General features: G+C 64.3%; 15 protein-coding genes and 1 riboswitch. Of the genes, 6 read left to right on the forward strand and 9 right to left on the reverse strand.

From position 1 onward, the window contains the following. Positions 1-53: 53 nt before the first annotated feature. From SINAR_RS0106415 to thiC, 5 genes are read right to left on the reverse strand one after another with little or no spacing between them, the layout of a single operon-like run. On the reverse strand, positions 54-659 hold the full coding sequence (locus SINAR_RS0106415; protein WP_027998319.1) for a thiamine phosphate synthase: 606 nt from the start codon (positions 657-659) through the stop codon (positions 54-56). Next, complete coding sequence (locus SINAR_RS0106420) at positions 656-1,429, reverse strand: thiazole synthase (RefSeq protein WP_027998320.1); 774 nt, start codon at positions 1,427-1,429, stop codon at positions 656-658. Before SINAR_RS0106420 ends, SINAR_RS0106415 begins: the two co-directional genes overlap by 4 nt. Positions 1,430-1,431: 2 nt before the next feature. Next, positions 1,432-1,629: a sulfur carrier protein ThiS gene (gene thiS, locus SINAR_RS0106425; protein WP_027998321.1), complete on the reverse strand. Its 198-nt coding sequence runs from the start codon at positions 1,627-1,629 to the stop codon at positions 1,432-1,434. Further along, positions 1,626-2,603, reverse strand: coding sequence for a glycine oxidase ThiO (thiO, locus tag SINAR_RS0106430; protein WP_027998322.1), 978 nt, complete (start codon positions 2,601-2,603; stop codon positions 1,626-1,628). Before thiO ends, thiS begins: the two co-directional genes overlap by 4 nt. 1 nt (position 2,604) lies before the next feature. Then, positions 2,605-4,440, reverse strand: coding sequence for a phosphomethylpyrimidine synthase ThiC (thiC, locus tag SINAR_RS0106435; RefSeq protein ID WP_027998323.1), 1,836 nt, complete (start codon positions 4,438-4,440; stop codon positions 2,605-2,607). Positions 4,441-4,538: 98 nt separating this feature from the next. Beyond that, a riboswitch (TPP riboswitch) is annotated at positions 4,539-4,650 on the reverse strand. Positions 4,651-4,856: 206 nt separating this feature from the next. Between thiC and SINAR_RS0106440 the strand changes: the two genes are divergently transcribed. Continuing rightward, positions 4,857-6,875 (forward strand): aq_1923 C-terminal domain, encoded by a 2,019-nt coding sequence (locus SINAR_RS0106440; RefSeq protein ID WP_027998324.1) that lies wholly within the window; start codon positions 4,857-4,859, stop codon positions 6,873-6,875. Between the two features lie 212 nt (positions 6,876-7,087). Here SINAR_RS0106440 and dctD read toward each other — a convergent pair whose 3' ends face one another. Further along, positions 7,088-8,458, reverse strand: a complete 1,371-nt coding sequence (dctD, locus tag SINAR_RS0106445) for a C4-dicarboxylate transport transcriptional regulatory protein DctD (protein ID WP_027998325.1) — start codon at positions 8,456-8,458, stop codon at positions 7,088-7,090. A 3-nt stretch (positions 8,459-8,461) separates the two neighbouring features. Further along, the gene (locus tag SINAR_RS0106450) at positions 8,462-10,327 is read right to left on the reverse strand and encodes a sensor histidine kinase (protein ID WP_027998326.1); all 1,866 of its coding nucleotides are present in this window, start codon (positions 10,325-10,327) and stop codon (positions 8,462-8,464) included. Positions 10,328-10,556: 229 nt separating this feature from the next. On the opposite strand from SINAR_RS0106450, the gene SINAR_RS0106455 reads away from it, so the two are divergent. After that, complete coding sequence (locus SINAR_RS0106455; protein ID WP_033057134.1) at positions 10,557-11,882, forward strand: dicarboxylate/amino acid:cation symporter; 1,326 nt, start codon at positions 10,557-10,559, stop codon at positions 11,880-11,882. A gap of 139 nt (positions 11,883-12,021) precedes the next feature. Here SINAR_RS0106455 and SINAR_RS0106460 read toward each other — a convergent pair whose 3' ends face one another. After that, the gene (locus SINAR_RS0106460) at positions 12,022-12,951 is read right to left on the reverse strand and encodes a response regulator (protein WP_027998328.1); all 930 of its coding nucleotides are present in this window, start codon (positions 12,949-12,951) and stop codon (positions 12,022-12,024) included. Then, positions 12,938-16,318: a hybrid sensor histidine kinase/response regulator gene (locus tag SINAR_RS0106465; protein ID WP_027998329.1), complete on the reverse strand. Its 3,381-nt coding sequence runs from the start codon at positions 16,316-16,318 to the stop codon at positions 12,938-12,940. The genes SINAR_RS0106460 and SINAR_RS0106465 overlap by 14 nt, the downstream gene beginning before the upstream one ends. 194 nt (positions 16,319-16,512) lie before the next feature. Between SINAR_RS0106465 and SINAR_RS0106470 the strand changes: the two genes are divergently transcribed. The 4 genes from SINAR_RS0106470 to urtA all read left to right on the forward strand — a co-directional run bounded on the left by SINAR_RS0106470 (position 16,513) and on the right by urtA (position 19,297). Continuing rightward, entirely contained in the window at positions 16,513-16,848 is a 336-nt protein-coding gene (locus SINAR_RS0106470) for an ArsR/SmtB family transcription factor (protein WP_027998330.1), read from the forward strand. Positions 16,849-16,880: 32 nt separating this feature from the next. Continuing rightward, positions 16,881-17,345: an SRPBCC family protein gene (locus tag SINAR_RS0106475; protein WP_027998331.1), complete on the forward strand. Its 465-nt coding sequence runs from the start codon at positions 16,881-16,883 to the stop codon at positions 17,343-17,345. After that, positions 17,342-17,791 carry a GFA family protein gene (locus SINAR_RS0106480; protein ID WP_027998332.1) on the forward strand — a complete coding sequence of 150 codons (450 nt, stop codon included), beginning with the start codon at positions 17,342-17,344 and terminating at the stop codon, positions 17,789-17,791. The genes SINAR_RS0106475 and SINAR_RS0106480 overlap by 4 nt, the downstream gene beginning before the upstream one ends. Before the next feature lie 213 nt (positions 17,792-18,004). After that, a complete protein-coding gene (gene urtA, locus SINAR_RS0106485; RefSeq protein ID WP_027998333.1) occupies positions 18,005-19,297 on the forward strand; it encodes an urea ABC transporter substrate-binding protein in 1,293 nt (430 codons plus the stop codon). The last annotated feature ends 64 nt before the right edge of the window (positions 19,298-19,361 follow it).

The following is a 19,361-nucleotide window of genomic DNA, read 5'->3' on the forward strand; positions in this document are numbered from 1 at the left end:
AAGTGCCGCCGTCTTCGACCGATGACGGCGGCCGGGCCCCCTCGCGGGTAGAGCTATCGCCACGCCTCCGTCTTCCCTATCCACTCCTTCGTCCTTCCCTCCGGATCGGCGTTCCGCGTGATGTCCGTCACCACGGCGGCGCTGTCGGCGCCGTGGGCGAAGACGCCTTCGATCCGGTCCGGGTTGAGCCCGCCGATGGCGACGAGCGGCAGCCGGTCGAGACGCGCGCGCCAGGCGGAAAGCCGCTCCAGCCCCTGCGGCGCCCATTTCATTTCCTTGAGGATCGTCGGATAGATCGGCCCGAGCGCGACGTAGTCCGGTTCTGCCGCCAGTGCAGTTTCGAGTTCCGCTTCGTCATGGGTGCTGACACCGAGCCTGAGCCCGGCGGCACGGATGGCGGCAAGATCGGCTTCCGCCAGATCCTCCTGGCCGAGATGAACGAAATCGCAGCCTTCCTCTATCGCCGGCCGCCAGTAATCGTTGACGATGAGCTGGCAATGATGCGCGGCGCAGACTGCCTTGGCGACCCGTATCTGCCGGCGGATATCGTCCTCGCTCCGGTCCTTAATCCTGAGCTGGACGAGCCTGACGCCGAGCGGCACCAGCCGTTCGATCCATCGGGCGCTGTCGACGATGAGATAGAAGGGATCGAGCTTCACGAGAAGACTGCCTTTCCAATGACGGGGGTGGAGGGGACGGCCATATCGCGCGGCTCGAGCATGCCGGCGCCATGGGCCGCATATCCGGCGTCGATCGCCTTGGCGAAGGCCTCGGCCATGGCGGCAGGGTCGCCGGCGCCGGCGACGGCCGTATTGAGCAGCACCGCGTCGTAGCCGAGTTCCATGACCGTCGCCGCGTGCGACGGGCGGCCGATGCCGGCATCGATGATCAGCGGAATGTCGTGAAATTCGGCGCGCATGGCACGCAGGCCCGCAATATTCTGCGGTCCCATGGCGCTGCCGATCGGCGCGCACCAGGGCATCAGCACCTTGCAGCCCGCCTCCAAGAGCTTTTCGGCAACGACGAGATCGTCCGTGGTGTAGGGAAAGACCTCGAAGCCTTCCCCGGCGAGGATGCGCGCTCCCTCGACCAGCCCGAACACGTCGGGCTGCAGCGTGTCCTGGTGCCCGATCACTTCGAGCTTGATCCAGTCGGTGCCGAAAACCTCGCGCGCCATCCTGGCGGTCAGCACCGCCTCCGAGACGGAATGGCAGCCGGCCGTGTTGGGCAGCACGCGCACGCCGAGCTCGCGGATCAGCTCGAAGAAGGCGCCGCCCTGACGCCCGCCGGCCGTCTCCCGGCGGAGCGAGACCGTGACGATATCGGTTCCCGACCGCTGCACCGCTTCGGCGAGCACGGCCGGCGAGGGATAACGGGCGGTGCCGAGCAGAAGCCTCGACCGGATCTCTGTTCCATAGAATAGCGGCATCATCAGCCTCCCTGCATCGGCGACAGGATTTCGATCCGGTCGCTGTCCTGGAGCCGGTAGCTGGATCGGTCGCCCTTCCGGACAAGCTCGCCGTTGACGGCAGTCGCCAGCCAGTCGCCTTCGAAATCGAGGCGCTGCAAGAGTTCGGCGAGCGTGGCGGCCGGAAGCTCGTGTTCCTCGCCATTGACAGTCAGCTTCATCGGACATCTCCTTTGCGTGTCTCTTCGCCCAGGGCCAGCGCCGCCACCTCCCGAGCCATGGCGGGGGAGAGGAGAAAGCCGTGGCGATAGAGGCCATTGACGGTAATCGTGTTTTCGCGGCGAGAGGCCCGGGGCAGGTTGTCGGCAAAAGCGGGGCGCACGCCCGTGCCGGTCTCGACCAGGCGCGCTTCGGCGAAAGCCGGATGGAGCGCATAGGCGGCGTTCAACAGCTCCATCAGTGAGCGGGTGGTGATCGGCCCGGCGTCGTCGCTCTCGATCATCGTCGCGCCGCACATGAAGAGGCCGCCGCCGCGCGGCACGATATAGAGCGGAATGCGGGGATGCAGCATGCGTACCGGGCGCGACAGCGCCACCTCGTCCGTCTGCAGATAGGCCATCTCGCCGCGAACGCCGCGAAGCCCGTCGATCGCGCCGATCCTCGAGGCTCCGGTGCAATCGACGGTAAGCGCGAAACCATGCTCGTCCGTGTCCTCGCCGGCGAACGCGGCGCCGCGTACCACCAGCCCTTGCCGGAGCGTCAAAAGTGCCCGGCGGGGGTCGAGATGTGCCTCCTGCGGAAAGAACAGTGCTCGCCGGAAACGGCCGGCGAGGGCAGGCTCCAGCGCTGCGATCTCCTCCGCTTCGACCCAGCGGTGGCCGGAGGTGCGCGAAGCGAAGCGCTTGAGTTCGGCTGCATCACGCGGCTGTGCGACCACGAGCGTGCCGTTGCGATGGACGGAACCGGCAGGGAGCGCGGCATCCCACCAGTCGGCAGCGCCGAGCCCAAGCGTCAGGACGGCTTCCTCGGCGCTTTCGCGCTCGCACCAGGGAGCGAGCATGCCGCCCGCATACCAGGAAGCGGCCCCGGCGACGCCGGCAGCATTCTCGATGATCGTAATCTCGGCGCCGCGTGCGAGAAGCTCATGGGCGGCGGTAAGGCCGGCGACGCCGGCCCCTTTGATCAGCACGCGCATTTCATTCTCCGGCGCGCGCGCCATTGCTTTCGTCGAGCGGCATGTAGAGATCGCCGCCATCGCGATATTTCGCGGCCATCGCCTCCAGGCCCTCCTTCTGCGCCTCGGCGCGGATATCGTGGGAAATCCGCATCGAACAGAATTTCGGCCCGCACATGGAGCAGAAATGCGCGACCTTGTGCGCCTCCTTGGGCAGCGTCTCGTCGTGGAAATTGCGCGCGGTTTCGGGGTCGAGCGAGAGGTTGAACTGATCCTCCCAGCGGAACTCGAAGCGGGCGCGCGACAGCGCGTCGTCGCGGGTGCGGGCGGCCGGGTGCCCCTTGGCGAGATCGGCGGCATGGGCGGCGATCTTGTAGGTGATGACACCGGTCTTGACGTCGTTGCGGTCGGGCAGGCCCAGATGTTCCTTCGGCGTGACGTAGCAGAGCATGGCGGTGCCGAACCAGCCGATCATCGCCGCGCCGATGCCTGACGTGATGTGGTCGTAGCCGGGCGCGATATCGGTGGTAAGCGGCCCGAGCGTGTAGAAGGGCGCTTCGCCGCAGACGGCGAGCTGCTTGTCCATGTTCTCCTTGATCTTGTGCATGGGCACATGGCCAGGCCCTTCGATCATCACCTGGCAATCCTTGGCCCAGGCGATCTTCGTCAGTTCGCCAAGCGTTTCCAGCTCCGCGAACTGAGCCCTGTCGTTGGCGTCGGCGATCGAGCCGGGACGCAGGCCGTCGCCGAGCGAGAAGGAGACGTCGTAAGCGCGGCAGATGTCGCAGATCTCCTCGAAATGCTCGTAGAGGAAGCTCTCGCGATGGTGATGCAGGCACCACTTCGCCATGATCGACCCGCCGCGCGAGACGATGCCGGTGACGCGATCCACGGTCAGCGGGATATAGTGAAGTCTGACGCCGGCATGGATGGTGAAATAGTCGACGCCCTGCTCCGCCTGCTCGATCAGCGTGTCGCGGAAGACCTCCCAGGACAGGTCCTCGGCGATGCCGTTCACCTTCTCCAGCGCCTGGTAGAGCGGCACGGTGCCGATCGGCACCGGCGAATTGCGGATGATCCATTCGCGGATATTGTGAATGTTGCGGCCGGTGGAAAGGTCCATGACCGTATCGGCGCCCCAGCGCGTCGCCCAGACCATCTTCTCCACCTCCTCGGCCATGGAGGAGGTGACGGCGGAATTGCCGATATTCGCATTGATCTTCACCAGGAAGTTGCGGCCGATGATCATCGGTTCGGCTTCCGGATGGTTGATGTTGGCCGGAATGATCGCCCTGCCGGCGGCCACTTCCTGGCGGACGAATTCCGGCGTGACGAAGTCGGGAACCGAGGCGCCGAAGCTTTCGCCGTCTCGGGCGAGCGCCTCCTTTGCAGGCTTCCGGCCGAGATTTTCACGAATGGCGATGAATTCCATTTCCGGAGTGACGATGCCGGCGCGGGCATAGGCGAGTTGGGTGACCGCTTTTCCCGGCCTGGCCTTGAACGGCCGATGACGAACCGGGAATTCCGGCGTCAGTCTTTCCCCAGTCGCAAAGCCGTTATCCTCGGCCTTCACCGCACGGCCGTCGTAGCTTTCGACATCGCCGCGCTTGAGAACCCAGTCGCTGCGAAGGCGCTGCAGGCCCGCGTCGATGCGGATATCGGCGTTTTCGATCGTGTAGGGGCCGGAGGAATCGTAAACCGTGACCGGCGGCTCGCCGGAGGTCGGATGCAGGGCGATTTCGCGCATCGGCACGCGGATGTCGGGATGGATCTCGCCCGGCTTGTAGACCTTGCGGGATGCGGGAAGCGGTCCTTGCGTGACCGAGGGCGCCGCGGCGATTGGTTTGACTAGATTCATCTTGAGGCTCCAAAGTTTTCGCGTTGGAGACCCAGTTCTGAAGCCGGAAGGATGAAAAGACGTTTGGCCGACGGACCGCGGGTGCACGGATTCCTGGCTGTTGCACGTCTGCACCGTCCCTACGCCAGTATGAACTGGATCAGGTTCAACGGGTCACTGCGCGCGCTAGCAGTATCTCAGCCCCTTGCCGGGACCCCCCTGGTGAATGGCGCAATTAGGAACGGATATCGGCGCGGCGTCAAGATGGTTTTTGAACGGCCGCCTCCGGCGCGGTCGGGTCTCGGACGAGGAATGTCGGGCGCGTCGATCATCTGCTCCGGATTGTCCTCCCGCGATGCTTGCAAATGCAGCGCCTTACATCTAATCACCCGTCACGAATGAGGCGCCGTCAAGCGCATAGCGAAGGGACGATTGTCGTGGGGCAGATTGAGGCAGTAACGGGAAAAAAGAGACGCAAGGGGCTTTGGGCCGCAGTTGCGGTGGTAGCAATCACGGCCGCCGGCATGGCCGGTTACAAGACCGTCGTCGAAAATCGCGTGAGCAGGATGATCGCCGAGCGCGGGGGCAAGGCGGGCAGCGTCGAAGCGGATTTCCTGGGGCGCATTCATCTGCGCGACGTGACTTTGCCGCTGAAGGAGGGGGCGGAAGTTCGTCTCGCCGCGCTTGACGGCCGGCCCAAAATCCTCTTCCTCGAGGGCCAGCTGGAAGTAGGCGGCCTTGAACTCGAGAGCGCATTCGGCACAGTCTCCGTTCCCCGCGCGGTCGTCGAAGACGCGGATTTGGGCCCGAACACCTTGACGGAGATGTTCGGCGGGAGGAGCGGACTGTCCCTCTCGGAGCGGGTAGAACTCTTCGCGGCAAAACGCATTTCCGCCCCTGAAATCGTCTTCGCCCAGACCTTTGCCGGCACCGAGCAGAAGCTGGTCTACAGGGACGTGGTTTCCGAAGACATCGGCGGCGGGCGTATCGCCCGCTATTCGGCGAGCGGCGCCAGCTTCGAATTCGGTGCGGACGCTTCCGGCGGTGAGGATGCCAAGGCGAAGCGGCTGACGGGCTCCATGGGAAACGTCACGGCACAGGACATCGACGCCGCCTATCTGGCCCGACTCTATACCGAAAGGGCCGGCCCTGAGGACAAGGAGGCAAAGCCCGCCTATGGACCGATCTCCGTCAAAAACATCGCCTTCTCGGATGGTGAGGCGAGCTTCGGCTATGACGAGCTTCGCAGCGGCGGCTTCAGCATGCGGATGCCGGCCGAGCCGCTGCTCGACATCCTGAAAGAGCTGAAATCGGTCTCGGCGCCCGATCAATTGCCGCCGGCGGAACAACAAGCCTACTTCAATCGGGTTTTGTCGATTGCCGATATGACGGAGAAGGCCGACATGGAAATGCTCGGCCTGACGATCGACGCGCCGATGAGGGGCGGTGATCAAGGCGAGAGGATCAAGCTTGCGATAGATCGCCTCGCCCTTGAGGTCGATGGCCGGAAGCTTGACGCCACGCTGAACGGCCTCTCGATGGGAGAGGGCGCGGACTACGTCAAGGTCTCCGAAGCGAGCATTTCGGGGTTTTCCTGGAATTCGACCCTGGACGGTCTGCAGAGAATGGTCGCGTTGGACGAGAAGCAGCGCGAGAGCTTTCCCTTCACGACACTGCTGCCGGAATTCGGTACGGTCCGGCTGGCGGGTCTGGATGTCGATCTGCCCGATACAGGCGCCGAAGACGCCGGGAGCGAGGCACAGGATTCGGCCCCCGGGCGCGTGCGCTTCTCACTCAAGGATTACGAGTTGGCGCTCACGAAGCCCCGTAACGGCATTCCGACCGACATCCGCATCAGATATCAGGACCTGACCCTGCCGATTCCGGATCATATTCGCGACGAGCCGTTCGCACAGCTCCGCAACCTTGGTTTCAACGAGGTGGTCCTGTCGTCCAACATCGAAGCCAACTGGGACGAGCCGAACCAGACTCTGGTCATCAGGGATATCTCCACAAGTGGAAAAGATATCGGCGGCTTTTCCCTCTCCGGCCTGTTGGGGGGCGTGAGCGGCGACTTCTTTTCCGGCGACGAGGCGAAGACGCGAGCGGCGCTGTTTGGCCTCACCGCCCGTGAAGCAAAGCTGAAGATCGAGGACAAAGGTCTCGCCGCCAAGGGCATAAGGGCCTATGCCGAGCAAAACGACATGACGGAGGATCAGGCGCGCGGCATGCTCACGATGACGGCGTCGGTGGCGTTGCAGCAGTTTGCCGCGCAGCAGCCTCGCCTGCAGAACGTGCTGGACGCGGCTTCGCAGTTCATTGCCAAACCGGGGACATTCACGTTGACCGTCAAGTCCAAATCCGCGAACGGAGTCGGTGCGCTCGAATTCGCGGTTGCTTCGCAAAACCCGCTCCTGCTTCTCGACAGGGTCGATTTCGAGGCGACGGCAGAATAGGCGGGCTTCTCGCCGCAAGCGGGGGGAAGAGAGCTCGAAGCGCCGCACAAGTGAGTTGCCCTCTCCAACCCCTCCCACAGGTGGGAGGGGTTTAACCTGCCGTACCCTCACCGGTTCCTTGTCGCTGCCGCAGGCTCAAGTTTTCGATAGGGCATCGCGCCGGGCGCCAAAGCCCCTCCCGCCCGTGACCAGCGGGGAGGGGCATGCCCAACCTACGCTTCTCCATTCTTCGCGCCCGCCCGCTCCACATAATCCGCCCGGTTGATCCCATGGCGCTGCAGCTTGTCGTAAAAGGTCTTGCGGGGAATGCCGAGAGCCTGCAGGGTCTCCTTGACGTCGCCGCGATGCGCCGTGAGGGCCTCTTTGAGGATATCCGCTTCGTAGCGTTCCAGCCTCTCCGGCAGGGTCGATCCGCTTGAGGCAGGCGCGGCGGCCGGAGCTCCGAGATCTTCCTCCACGCCCAGCGCCACCCGTTCGGCGAAGTGGGAAAGCTCGCGCACATTGCCCGGCCAGGAATGCGTCGCCAGATGCCGGCGCACCCTTGCCGGGATCGCCGGAACCTCGCGGCCGAAGCGTTCCGAGGCGCGGGCGAGGAAATGGGAGAAGAGGAGCGGGATATCGTCGCGCCGTTCGCGCAAGGGCGGGATCGAGAGCGTCACCACGTTCAGCCGGTAATAGAGATCCTCGCGGAAATCGCCGCGAGCGGCCGGGTCGCCGAGATCGACCTTGGCGGCGGCGACGACGCGGATGTCGACGGGGCGGGTCAGGTTGGTGCCGAGCGGCGTGATCTCGCGGGCTTCGAGCACGCGCAGCATTTTCACCTGGGTCGCCGGCGGCATGGCCTCGATCTCGTCGAGGAAGAGCGTACCGCCGCTCGCATGCTCGATCCGGCCGATCCGCTTCTTGACGGCGCCGGTAAAGGCGCCGGGCTCGTGCCCGAAGAGCTCGCTTTCGATCACCGTTTCCGGCAGGGCGCCGCAATTGAGCGCGACGAAATTGCCGGCCCTGCGCCGGCTCCATTGATGCAGCAGCGTGGCCACGACCTCCTTGCCGCTGCCGGTCTCGCCGGCGACCAGCACGTCGACATCGGTGTCGGCGATGTGCTTCAGCGTCTGGCGAAGCCGCTCCATGGCCGGCGTCTGGCCGATCAGCGGCAGGCCCTCGGAGGCGGCTTCCGCCGCGCTGCGCAACGCGCGGTTCTCCATGACGAGTTGCCGCTTCTCCAGCGCCCGCCGGGCGCTCTGGGCAAGCCGGTCGGCGGCAAACGGCTTGGCGATGAAGTCGTAGGCGCCGCCCTGGATTGCCTGCACCGCCATCGGTATGTCGCCGTGCCCCGTCACCAGGATCATCGGGAGGTCGGGGTCGAGGGCCAGAACCTTGCGGAAGAGGGCAAGCCCGTCCATGCCCGGCATGCGGATGTCGCTGATGACGATGCCCGCGAAGTCGGCGGAAAGTTCGGGAAGCGCCTCCGTCGCGCTGGCGAAGGACGAGACGGTGAAGCCCGCAAGCTCGAGCGTCTGCTGCATTGCCTTGCGCAGATCGCGGTCGTCATCGATCAGGAACACGGATGGGGCGGCGCTCATCGCTCAGGCCTTCTTGAGATTTACGGTAAATGTCGTTCCGGAGGGGCCGCTTTCGACCTCGATCGTGCCGCCATAATCGGAGACGATCTCCTTGGAGATCGCGAGACCGAGGCCAAGCCCGTCTTCCTTCGAGGTGTTGAATGGCGCGAACAGCTCTTCGCGGATATCGGCCGCGATCCCCGGGCCGTTGTCGGCGACCGTCAGCGCGATGGCGCCAGCCGTCTCCTCGCAGCACACCCGGATCGCGCCGTTCTCGCTGTCGCCGATCGCCTCAAGCGCGTTCTGCAGAAGGTTTATCAAGACCTGCTCCAGCCGGATGCGGTTGCCGATCGCCTCGAGGCCATCGGGCGGCAAATCGATGCGGATTGCGTCCATCCGCCCGGCAAATCGGCTGCGCAGCAGCATCAGCGCACCCTCGACGACGTCCTTCATCGCGGTTGGCCCGGCGGCGAAATGGCCCTTGCGGGCGAAGCGGCGAAGTTCATCGGTGATGGCGCCGACGCGGTCGGTCAGCTCGGCTATGCTCTCCATGTTCTCGGCGGCGGTGGCGCTCTGGCCGCGATCGAGAAAGGTGCGGGCATTGTCCGCATAGGCGCGGATGGTGGCGACCGGCTGGTTGATCTCATGGGCGACCCCCGCCGCGACCTGGCCGAGTATCGCCAGCCGGTTCGCCTGGACGAGGTCCTGCTGCACGGCCTGGAGTTTCTCGGTGGTCAGCCGGTGGTCGGCGATCTCGGTTTCGAGGCGGTCGCGCGCCATGCGCAGATCGTGCGTCCGCTCCTCGACTCTCGCCTCCAGCGCATTGCGGGCCAGCCGCTCCTCGGCGCTGCGCATGGCGATCACCTGGCGCCGGCGCAGGAGGAACGCAGCAAGCGCGAGCAGCGGTACGAGCCCGGCAAGGGTGAGGAGCTGCGCTTCCCGCGCACCTGCCGCAAGCGGCCCCTTCAGCGGCGACAATTGCTCGAGCCGCCAGTTCGTCGACGGCACCATGGTTTCCACGCGCAGAAAGGTGGCGGTGGCCTCGCCTGGCAGCAGCGCGTCGAGGGTCGAGGAGCCATCGGGCCGGGCCTCGATTTTCCGGAAGGGCAGCGGCAGCAGCGGCGCATCGCCGAACTGCAGGCTTTCGCGAATGGGCGCCAGCCGGTCTTCAGCGATCGGCTTCGTCGTCATGAAGCGCCAGGAGGGCAGGCTGGTAATGAGGACGATGCCGCGCCGGTCGGTGACATAGGCCGGCTTGCCGGAGACCTGCCAATCCGCCTCGACCCCGTCGAATTCAAGCTTGGCGACGATCACCCCAAGCGGACCGCTGGGGCCGTCGATGCGCCGGGAAATATAAAGCCCGGGCCGCTTGCTGACCGTGCCCATGGCGAAATGTTCCGCCATGCCGTCGCGGACGGCGAGCCGGAAATAATCGCGGAAGGCATAGTCGTTGCCGACGAAGCTCGTCGGCTCCTGCCAGTTGCTGGCCGCGACGGCGACGCCGCTCCGGTCGATCAGATAGATGACCGCCGTTTCGGCGCTCGTCGCCAGGGCCTCGAGCTTGCGGTTGATGCGGTCCAGCGATTGCCGGTCCGGCGAAAGCAATGCGCCGCGGATGGCGGCGTCGTCGGCAAGAACCAGGGGGAGGGCGCGCTGCCGTTCCACGACCGCTCTGAGAAGCGAAGCTTTCAGGCTGGCGTCGATGCGGCTCTGACCGGCAAGGCCGGCAAGCGCCTGCGACCGGCCGTAGTCGCGCGCAAGGAGAAGCCCGGCAGCCAGAAGCCCCAGGGCGACTGCCGCAAAAACAAGCCAGGATCGGCGGGCCCGGCTGCGAAGCGCATCCGGATCGCTCGCCTCTGCAGGAAGTTTGACCATGCGAGCATTGTGCATGTTTTCGCCCAGTGCGCCAGAAGTTCTGTGCGGGAATCCGCACGACACCGTTGTCGGCTGCAGGGACGGCTTCAAAAACACTCATAAATACAATGCGATGATGCTGTGGCGGCAAACTGGCATGCTTGTTGCTGAACAGCTCCACAAGACGGCCACGCTGTCGATCTTCGGAAAGCGGCCCGGGAGGCCCGGCATGTTGCCGGACTGGGCCTGCCATGTGGAGGATAACATGATCATAGAACATTCCGCGGGAGTCCGCGGCAAGACACCCCTTTACCGCCATCTCTATGTTCAGGTGCTGGCGGCCATCGCCGCGGGCATCCTGCTCGGGCATTTCTATCCGGATATCGGCACGGAGCTCAAACCTCTCGGCGACGCCTTCATCAGGCTCGTGAAGATGATCATCGCGCCGGTGATCTTCCTGACGGTCGCGACGGGCATTGCCGGCATGACCGATCTCGCCAAGGTCGGCCGCGTCGCCGGCAAGGCGATGATGTACTTTCTCGCCTTTTCCACCCTCGCGCTCCTCGTCGGCCTCGTTGTCGCCAACATCGTGCAGCCGGGCGCCGGCATGCATATCGATCCGGCCTCGCTGGACGCCAAAGCGGTCGCGACCTATGCCGAAAAGGCGCATGAGCAGTCGATCACCGGCTTCCTGATGAACATAATCCCGACGACGCTCGTCGGCGCCTTCGCCGAGGGCGACATCCTGCAGGTCCTGTTCATCTCGGTGCTCTTCGGCCTTTCGCTGGCGACGGTCGGCAAGAAAGCCGAGCCCGTGGTCGATTTCCTGCAGGCGCTGACGCTTCCGATCTTCCGGCTCGTCGCGATCCTGATGAAGGCCGCGCCGATCGGCGCCTTCGGCGCCATGGCCTTCACCATCGGCAAATACGGCATCGCCTCGATCGCCAATCTCGCCATGCTGATCGGCACCTTCTACCTGACGTCGTTGCTCTTCGTCTTCGTCGTCCTCGGCGCGGTCGCACGCTATAACGGCTTCTCGATCCTCTCGCTCATCCGCTATATCAAGGAGGAGCTGCTGCTGGTGCTCGGGACCTCCTCTTCCGAGGCGGCTCTTCCAGGCCTCATGACCAAGATGGAAAGGGCCGGCTGCAAGCGTTCGGTCGTCGGCCTGGTCATTCCGACCGGCTATTCCTTCAACCTGGACGGCACCAACATCTACATGACGCTTGCGGCCCTCTTCATCGCCCAGGCAACCGATACGCCGCTTTCTTACGGCGACCAGATCCTGCTGCTACTCGTCGCGATGCTGAGCTCGAAAGGTGCGGCCGGCATCACCGGTGCAGGCTTCATTACGCTTGCCGCAACGCTTTCGGTGGTTCCATCCGTGCCGGTCGCCGGCATGGCGCTGATCCTCGGCATCGACCGCTTCATGTCGGAATGCCGAGCCCTGACCAACTTCGTCGGCAATGCAGTCGCGACGATCGTTGTGGCGAAGTGGGAAGGCGAGCTCGACCAGGTACAGCTGTCCGCGGCCCTCGGCGGCGAGGCGCAGGCCGAGACCATTCCGGCGCTCGTCCAGCCCGCCGAATAAGCTTGCCTCCCAAGGCGGGATCGCACTGCGGTGCGGTTGGCGCGGCCTGGTTCTCCAGGCCGCGCTTTTTTGCACGGTGGTGTGCGGCATTACCCCTCTCCGCGCTTTCCGGGAGGGTCCGCCGCCACGGCATGGCCAATCAAATCCCGTGCAGCACCTGCGTCGCCTTCACGGCCGCGGAGGCCCGGTTTTCGACGCCGAGCTTCACGTAGATCTGCTCGAGATGTTTAGTGACGGTGCGCGAGCTCAAGCCCAGGATCTCGCCGATGTCGCGGTTGGATTTTCCCTTGGCGATCCAGAGCAGCACCTCGGACTCCCGCTGGGTGAGCCGGAAGTGCTGGCGCAGCGTTTCGTCGTCGCTCATGCCGTTCTCGGCCGTCAGCCGGAAGAGGAACTCATTGGCGCCGATCGCGCCGAGATAGGAAATCTGCAGCCCTGTCTGAGCCGCATGCTGCAGCGTGAATGAGCCCTTCCTTTCGGCCGGGCTGTTCTCCCGCTCCCGCATCCATTCGCCAATGCGTCCGGCGACGAAGCCTAGACCCTCGTCGCTGCCGGTGGCAGCGTTGACGAGGCGGGTCGCCTGCGGCGTCGACCAGCGCACGGTTCCGTCGCCGCGCACGGCCAGCAGGTGCCGCCCGGCCGCGTCGAGCGCGACCCGGGCGCTCTGGGCAGAGCGCGCATTGGAAAGATGGACGCGGATGCGGGCACGCAACTCGTCGATGTTGATCGGCTTGGTGAGGTAATCGACACCGCCGGCTTCCAGCGCCCGCACCACATGCTCGGTCTCCGTCAGCCCGGTCATGAAGACCACGGGCACCTGGGCGACGGAAGCATTCGCCTTCAGCCGGCTGCAGGTCTCGAAACCATCCATGCCGGGCATGACTGCATCGAGAAGGATAATGTCCGGGGTGATGCGATCGGCGATGTTGAGCGCCGCGTTGCCGGAGGTGGCAATCAATACGGAGAAGCCCGACTGTTCCAGCGCTTCGGTCAAGAAGCCGAGCGCCTCCGGTGAATCGTCGACGAGGAGTACGATGTCGCGCGCGTTCGCTGCCTCAGGCACGGGCATTCGCCTCCCCGGCGAGCAGGCGTCTGAGGAAAGCGTCGTAGCCCGCAAGGTCGAACGCCAGGACATAGGCGCGCGCCGCCTCGGCGAAGGCTCGGTTATCGGGGTTCAGGGCGATCTCCGTCAATTTGGCTTCGATGCCCCTCACGTAGCCGATTTCGCCGAGCTCGATCAATTCCCTCACGTGATCATGGCCGGGGCTCGCCACCGCGGCAGTCCCGTCCTTGCCGGAAGTTTCCTTCGGGCCATCGTCGTAGATCCAATCGAGTTTCAGGTGGATCGCGAGCTTATCGGTGAGCTGGCGCAGGCCGAAGGGTTTGGCGAGCGTATCGTTGTGGCTGAAGGCGCCGGCGGCCGAGCCGTCGCCGATATTGGCCGAAAGCATGATCGCCGGCGCGCTCTGCCCGGCTTCCCTGAGCCGCGTCACCAGGTCCCAGCCGCTCATGCCGGGCATGGAGATGTCGATCAGGAACAGGTCCGGTTTGGCATGTCCGATGAGCGCCAGGCATTCCGTGCCGCTCGCCGCCGCAAGGACGGTAAAATCGAGCGGCGCCAGCACCTCACGCATCAGGTCGCGGTGTTCCGCATTGTCGTCGACGACGACGATCGACCGGCGTGGTCCGCGGTAGGACTTGATCTTTCGGACCGGGTCCTTGAGCGCGGCCGGCCGGTCGACGGCAGAGAGCATCAGCCGGACCTTGAAGGCCGTGCCCCTGTCCTTCTCGCTGATCACCGAGATTTCGCCGCCGAGCGTCTGGGTGAGCAGCCGCGTGATGGTCAGGCCGAGGCCGAGGCCCGGCATGCGATACTCCGCCTCGCCGCGCTGGAAGGGCTCGAAGATCTTCGGCAGGTCCTTCTCGCTGATGCCGCGGCCGCTGTCCTCGATGGTGAAGCTCGCCACCTGGCTGCGATAGGCCACGTCGAAGCGGATCCGGCCCCGTTCGGTGAACTTCAGGGCGTTCGAGAGCAGGTTGACCAGGATCTGCCGCAGGCGCTTGTCGTCGGTCCGGACATATTGCGGCAGCGAGGCCGCGCGATTGTGCTCGAAGACGATGCCCTTGGCCTGCGCCTGCGGGCGGAACATGTCGACGATCTGATCCAAAAAATCCTGAATGTTGACTTCGTTGGAATAGACCTGCAGCTTGCCGGCTTCGATCTTTGAAATATCGAGCAGACCGTCGATCAGACCGGAGAGATGGTCGGCGCTGCGCCTGATCGCCTTGATCGCGCCCTGTCGCGAGGGCGGTATCGTCTCGTCGCGTTCGAGGATCTGGGCGTAGCCGAGCACCGCATTGAGCGGCGTGCGCAGTTCGTGGCTCAGGCCCACCACGTAGCGGCTCTTCGCACGGTTGGCGGCTTCCGCTCTCTCTTTGGCGTCCTGCAGGGCCGCGTCGGTCTTCTTGTGGGCGGCGATCTCTTTCAGGAGAGCCGTATTCTGCCGGGAGGATTCCTCTTCCGCAACGACGCGGCTGTCATGGGCAAGCACGTAGAACCAGGACACGACGCCGGCGAGAATGGCGAAGACGAAAAAGACGATGGCGATGGTCCGCTCGACGACGGCGGCTGTCTCGGGAGAGGCGACCGTGGTCTGGTGAGCGATCATCGCCAGAATGACGCCGATGCCGGTAATCGAAACCACCGCCGAAATCGCATAGCGGCCGAGCCTTGTCGCGAGCTTTGCGACGATCGTTTCGGGCAGCACCGCCTTCGCCACGGTCGCCACCTGCGTGTTCAGCCGCGCCTTTGGCTTGCACATGTCGTGGCAGCGGCTGTCGAGCGAACAGCAGAGGGAGCAGATCGGCGCCGCATAGGCCGGGCACCAGGCCATGTCTTCCGGCTCGAACGGGTGTTCGCAGATCGAGCAGGTGATCTCGCTTTCGGAGAGCCAGCTCTTGCGCGGCTTACGGGCGAGATAGAATTTCCCTTCCGTCCACCAGGCGATCAGCGGCGAGACGACGAAGGCGGAGACGAGCGCGATATAGGGGGCGAGCGAGGCGGCGATTTCGCCCGTCGCGCCGAAATGCGCGACAAGTGCGAAGAGCGTCGACACGCCCATGGTGCCGAGACCGACGGGATTGATGTCGTAGAGATGGGCGCGCTTGAATTCGATACCGGGCGGGGCGAGCCCGAGGGGCTTGTTGACGAAGAGATCGGCCGAGATCGTCGAGAGCCAGGCCATGGCCACGATCGAAAAGATGCCGAGCGTCTCCTCGAGCAGGCGGTAGATGCCGAGCTCCATAAGGAGGAGCGCGATCGCCACGTTGAAGACCAGCCAGATGACGCGGCCCGGATGGCTGTGGGTGAGCCGCGAGAAGAAGTTCGACCAGGCGAGCGAGCCCGCATAGGCATTCATCACGTTTATCTTCAACTGCGACACGACGACGAAGGCGGCCATCAGCAGGAGTGCCGCCGTCTCGGAAGGGAAGATATAGCCGAAGGCCGTGTAATACATCTGCGCGGGATCGGCGGCCCGAGTCGAGGGCACGCCGGTGCTCAGTGCCAGCACGACGAGAAAGGAGCCGGCCAGCAGCTTCGGCGCCCCGACGACGACCCAGCCGGAGCCGGCGAGAAAGACGGCGATGCGGTGGTGGAGCTTGCGCTCACCGTCCGGCGGCAGGAAGCGCAGGAAATCCACCTGTTCGCCGATCTGCGCCATCAGCGCGAAGATGACGGCGGAGGCTGCGCCGAATTCGACGAGATCGAAGGGCGCGACGGTGCCGGGCGGGCCTGAAATGTGGTGAATGCCCGCATAGGCGAGCCACAGCCCGACCTTCTCCCAGTCCGCGAACGCGATGAAAGCGAAGGGCAGGATGTTCAGGACGATCCAGAAAGGCTGCGTGACGAGCTGGAACCGGCTGATCAGCCTGACGCCATGGGTGACGAGCGGTATCACCATCAGGGCGCTGACGATATAGCCGATCCAGGGCGGTATGCCGAGCGCGAGCTCCAGCGCGCCGGACATGATCGAGGCTTCGATCGCGAAGAGGATGAAGGTGAAGCTCGCATAGATGAGCGAGGTGATCGTCGAGCCGATATAGCCGAAGCTTGCGCCGCGCGTCAGAAGGTCGATGTCGACGCCGTGACGTATGGCATAGCGGCTGATCGGCAGGCCGACGACAAGGATCATCAGGCTCGCGACGAGGATCGCAACGATGGCGTTGGTGGTGCCGTAGGACATGGTAATGGCGCCGCCGATGGCTTCCAGCGCCAGGAAGGAGATGGCGCCGATCGCCGTCTGCGAAATGCGCGCGGAGGAAAAGCGCCGCGCGCTCTTGGCGGTGAAGCGCAGCGCATAGTCTTCGAGCGTCTGGTCGGCGACCCAGCGGTTATATTCTCGTCGAACGGGAATGATGCGCTGGCGTGCCGCCATGGTCCCTCGTCATCTCGCAATGCCGGCCGAATGCGCCAGCCGCTCATGTCGTAACACGGACAAGCGCGTCGGGAAATTGCTGCATTGCGGAAAAAGCATCGGTCGCTCAGATCGCCTTGGACCTTGCTGACGCTTGACAGCAGGATGCATCTCTGTAATAAACCGTCAAGTTAATTAACTTACTGGCTAACTAAATGGATCAGCTCAGCAGCACCCTTTCGGCATTGGCCGACCCCACTCGCCGCGCCATCATTGCGCGCCTCGCCGCGGGTGAGGCGACGGTGAACGAACTTGCTGCTCCGTTCGATATGAGCCTTCCGGCGGTTTCCAAGCATCTGAAGGTGTTGGAACGCGCAGGGCTGATATCCCGCGGCCGTAACGCCCAATGGCGGCCCTGCCGGCTGGAGGCGGCGCCGTTGAAGGACATCGCCGACTGGGTCGAGCGGTACCGCCACTTCTGGGAGGGCAGTTTCGACCGGCTCGACAACTATCTTCACGAACTGCAGCGCAACAAATCGGATCAGGACTGAACCGGGTTCGCCCGACCGCAAGGGAGAAGACCATGAATGCCCCGTCGACGAAGGAGCAAACCGGCCTCACCATCACGCGCATCTTCAACGCGCCAGCCCACGTCGTTTTCGAGGTCTGGACCACACCGGAACACCTGGCACGCTGGTGGGGGCCGAAAGACTTCACGGTACCCGCGATCACGACGGATTTTCGTGAAGGCGGCGCCTGGCGCGGCTGCATCCGCTCGCCCGAAGGCCAGGACTACTGGGCGCACGGCAGCTATCGCGAGATCGTCGCCCCGAGCCGTATCGTCCTCAGCTTCGCCTGGGAAGAGGAGGGCGCCATCGACACGCTGATCACGGTGACCCTCGAAGAGGTGGCGGACGGCACGCGTCTCACCTTCCACCAGGCGCCGTTCACGAGCGCCGAGAGCCGCGATTCTCATGCTGAGGGATGGAGCGAGTGCATGGACCGGCTCGTTTCCTATGTCGCTGCCCGGAAGGAGGAAATGCAATGAAGAAAAGCTATCACGGAAGCTGCCACTGCGGCGCGGTGCGTTTTTCCGCAGATATCGATCTTGCGCCGGAGGGAAAACGTTCCGCAGCGGCGCGACCGGGCGTGTGGTGGACGACGACCTTTCGCTGCAACTGTTCCTCATGCCTGAAGACGCGGTTCTGGAAGGTATTCGTCACGCCAGAGGATTTCTCCTTGCTGTCCGGCGAGGAGGCCTTGGCGGAATACCGCTTCGGCGAACGCATGATCCGCCACGTCTTCTGCCGGCACTGCGGCGTCCGCCCCTTTGCCAGCGCCGATTTCGAGATCATGGGCGGGCCGTTCCATGCGGTAAACATCGCCTGTCTCGACGACGCGACCGACGAGGAGCTGGCGAATGCCCCGATCGTCTACGAGGACGGGCGCCATGATGCATGGGACCGGGCACCCGCGGTGACGGGCTATCTGTGAGGAGCCGTGCCGCTCCTTCGCGTCTGCCGCGGCAGCGATTTGGATCCGCGGCAGAAAACTCCCGGGCAGTAAGCCCAGGCTTCCTTCTTCCCCCCGCCGCCTACGTAAAATGACGTATGTGCACTGCAGCGCGGCTGCCCGATGATCCCCGAGCAACGGCCACGGAGAACGGCCACTTGCATCGCGGCGATCAGAACAAGGGGGTTCAATCAAATGACTATCAAGGCACGCGTCACGGGCGCATTCCTCGCTGCCGTCCTTTCGACGACTGCGTTCAACGGCGCCTTCGCGGCGGAGGACACGATCAAGGTCGGCATCCTGCATTCGCTTTCGGGCACCATGGCGATCTCCGAGACGACGCTCAAGGATGCCATGCTGATGCTGATCGAGGAGCAGAACAAGAAGGGCGGCCTGCTAGGCAAAAAGCTCGAAGCGGTCGTCGTCGATCCGGCCTCGGACTGGCCGCTTTTCGCCGAAAAGGCGCGCGAGCTGATCTCCGTCGACAAGGTCTCCGCCGTCTTCGGCTGCTGGACGTCGGTGTCGCGCAAATCCGTGTTGCCGGTCTTCGAGGAGCTGAATTCCATCCTGTTCTATCCCGTCCAGTACGAGGGCGAGGAAAGCCAGCGCAACGTCTTTTATACGGGCGCCGCTCCCAATCAGCAGGCGATTCCCGCCGTCGACTATCTGATGGAGAACGAGGAAGTCGAGCGCTGGGTGCTCGCCGGGACCGACTATGTCTATCCGCGCACAACCAACAAGATTCTCGAGGCTTACCTGATTTCCAAGGGTGTTGCGCCCGAGGACATCATGATCAACTACACGCCCTTCGGCCATTCCGACTGGCAGACGATCGTCTCGGATATCAAGAAGTTCGGCTCTGCCGGCAAGAAGACGGCGGTCGTCTCGACCATCAACGGCGACGCCAATGTGCCGTTCTACAAGGAACTCGCAAATCAGGGGATCAAGGCCGAAGATATCCCGGTCGTCGCTTTCTCGGTCGGCGAAGAGGAGCTTGCCGGTCTCGATACCGGGCCGCTCGTCGGGCACCTCGCTGCCTGGAACTATTTTCAATCGGTCGACAACCCGGCCAATGCCGAGTTCATCGAAACCTGGAAAGCCTATACCAAGAATGACAAGCGGGTCACCAACGACCCGATGGAAGCCCACTATATCGGCTTCAACATGTGGCTGAAGGCAGTCGAAAAGGCCGGCACCACCGATACTGACGCCGTGCTCGACGCGATGGTCGGCGTCTCGGTGCCGAACCTGTCGGGTGGCTATTCGACGATGATGCCGAACCACCACATCACCAAGCCGGTGCTGATCGGCGAGATCCAGTCCGACGGCCAGTTCGAAACGGTCTGGGAAACGCCCGGCCTCGTCGTCGGCGACGAATGGTCGGACTACCTGCCGGACTCGAAGGACCTGATCTCCGATTGGCGCGCGCCCATGTCCTGCGGCAACTTCAACGTCGCCACGGGAAAATGCGGCGGCAAGGGTTCCTGATTTCATAACGAAAGACTTGCTCGGGGGAGCGGCCCGCGTCGGGCCACTCCCGCAACGCCGCTTT

This window comes from Sinorhizobium arboris LMG 14919 (genome assembly GCF_000427465.1).
GTDB classification, from domain to species: domain Bacteria; phylum Pseudomonadota; class Alphaproteobacteria; order Rhizobiales; family Rhizobiaceae; genus Sinorhizobium; species Sinorhizobium arboris.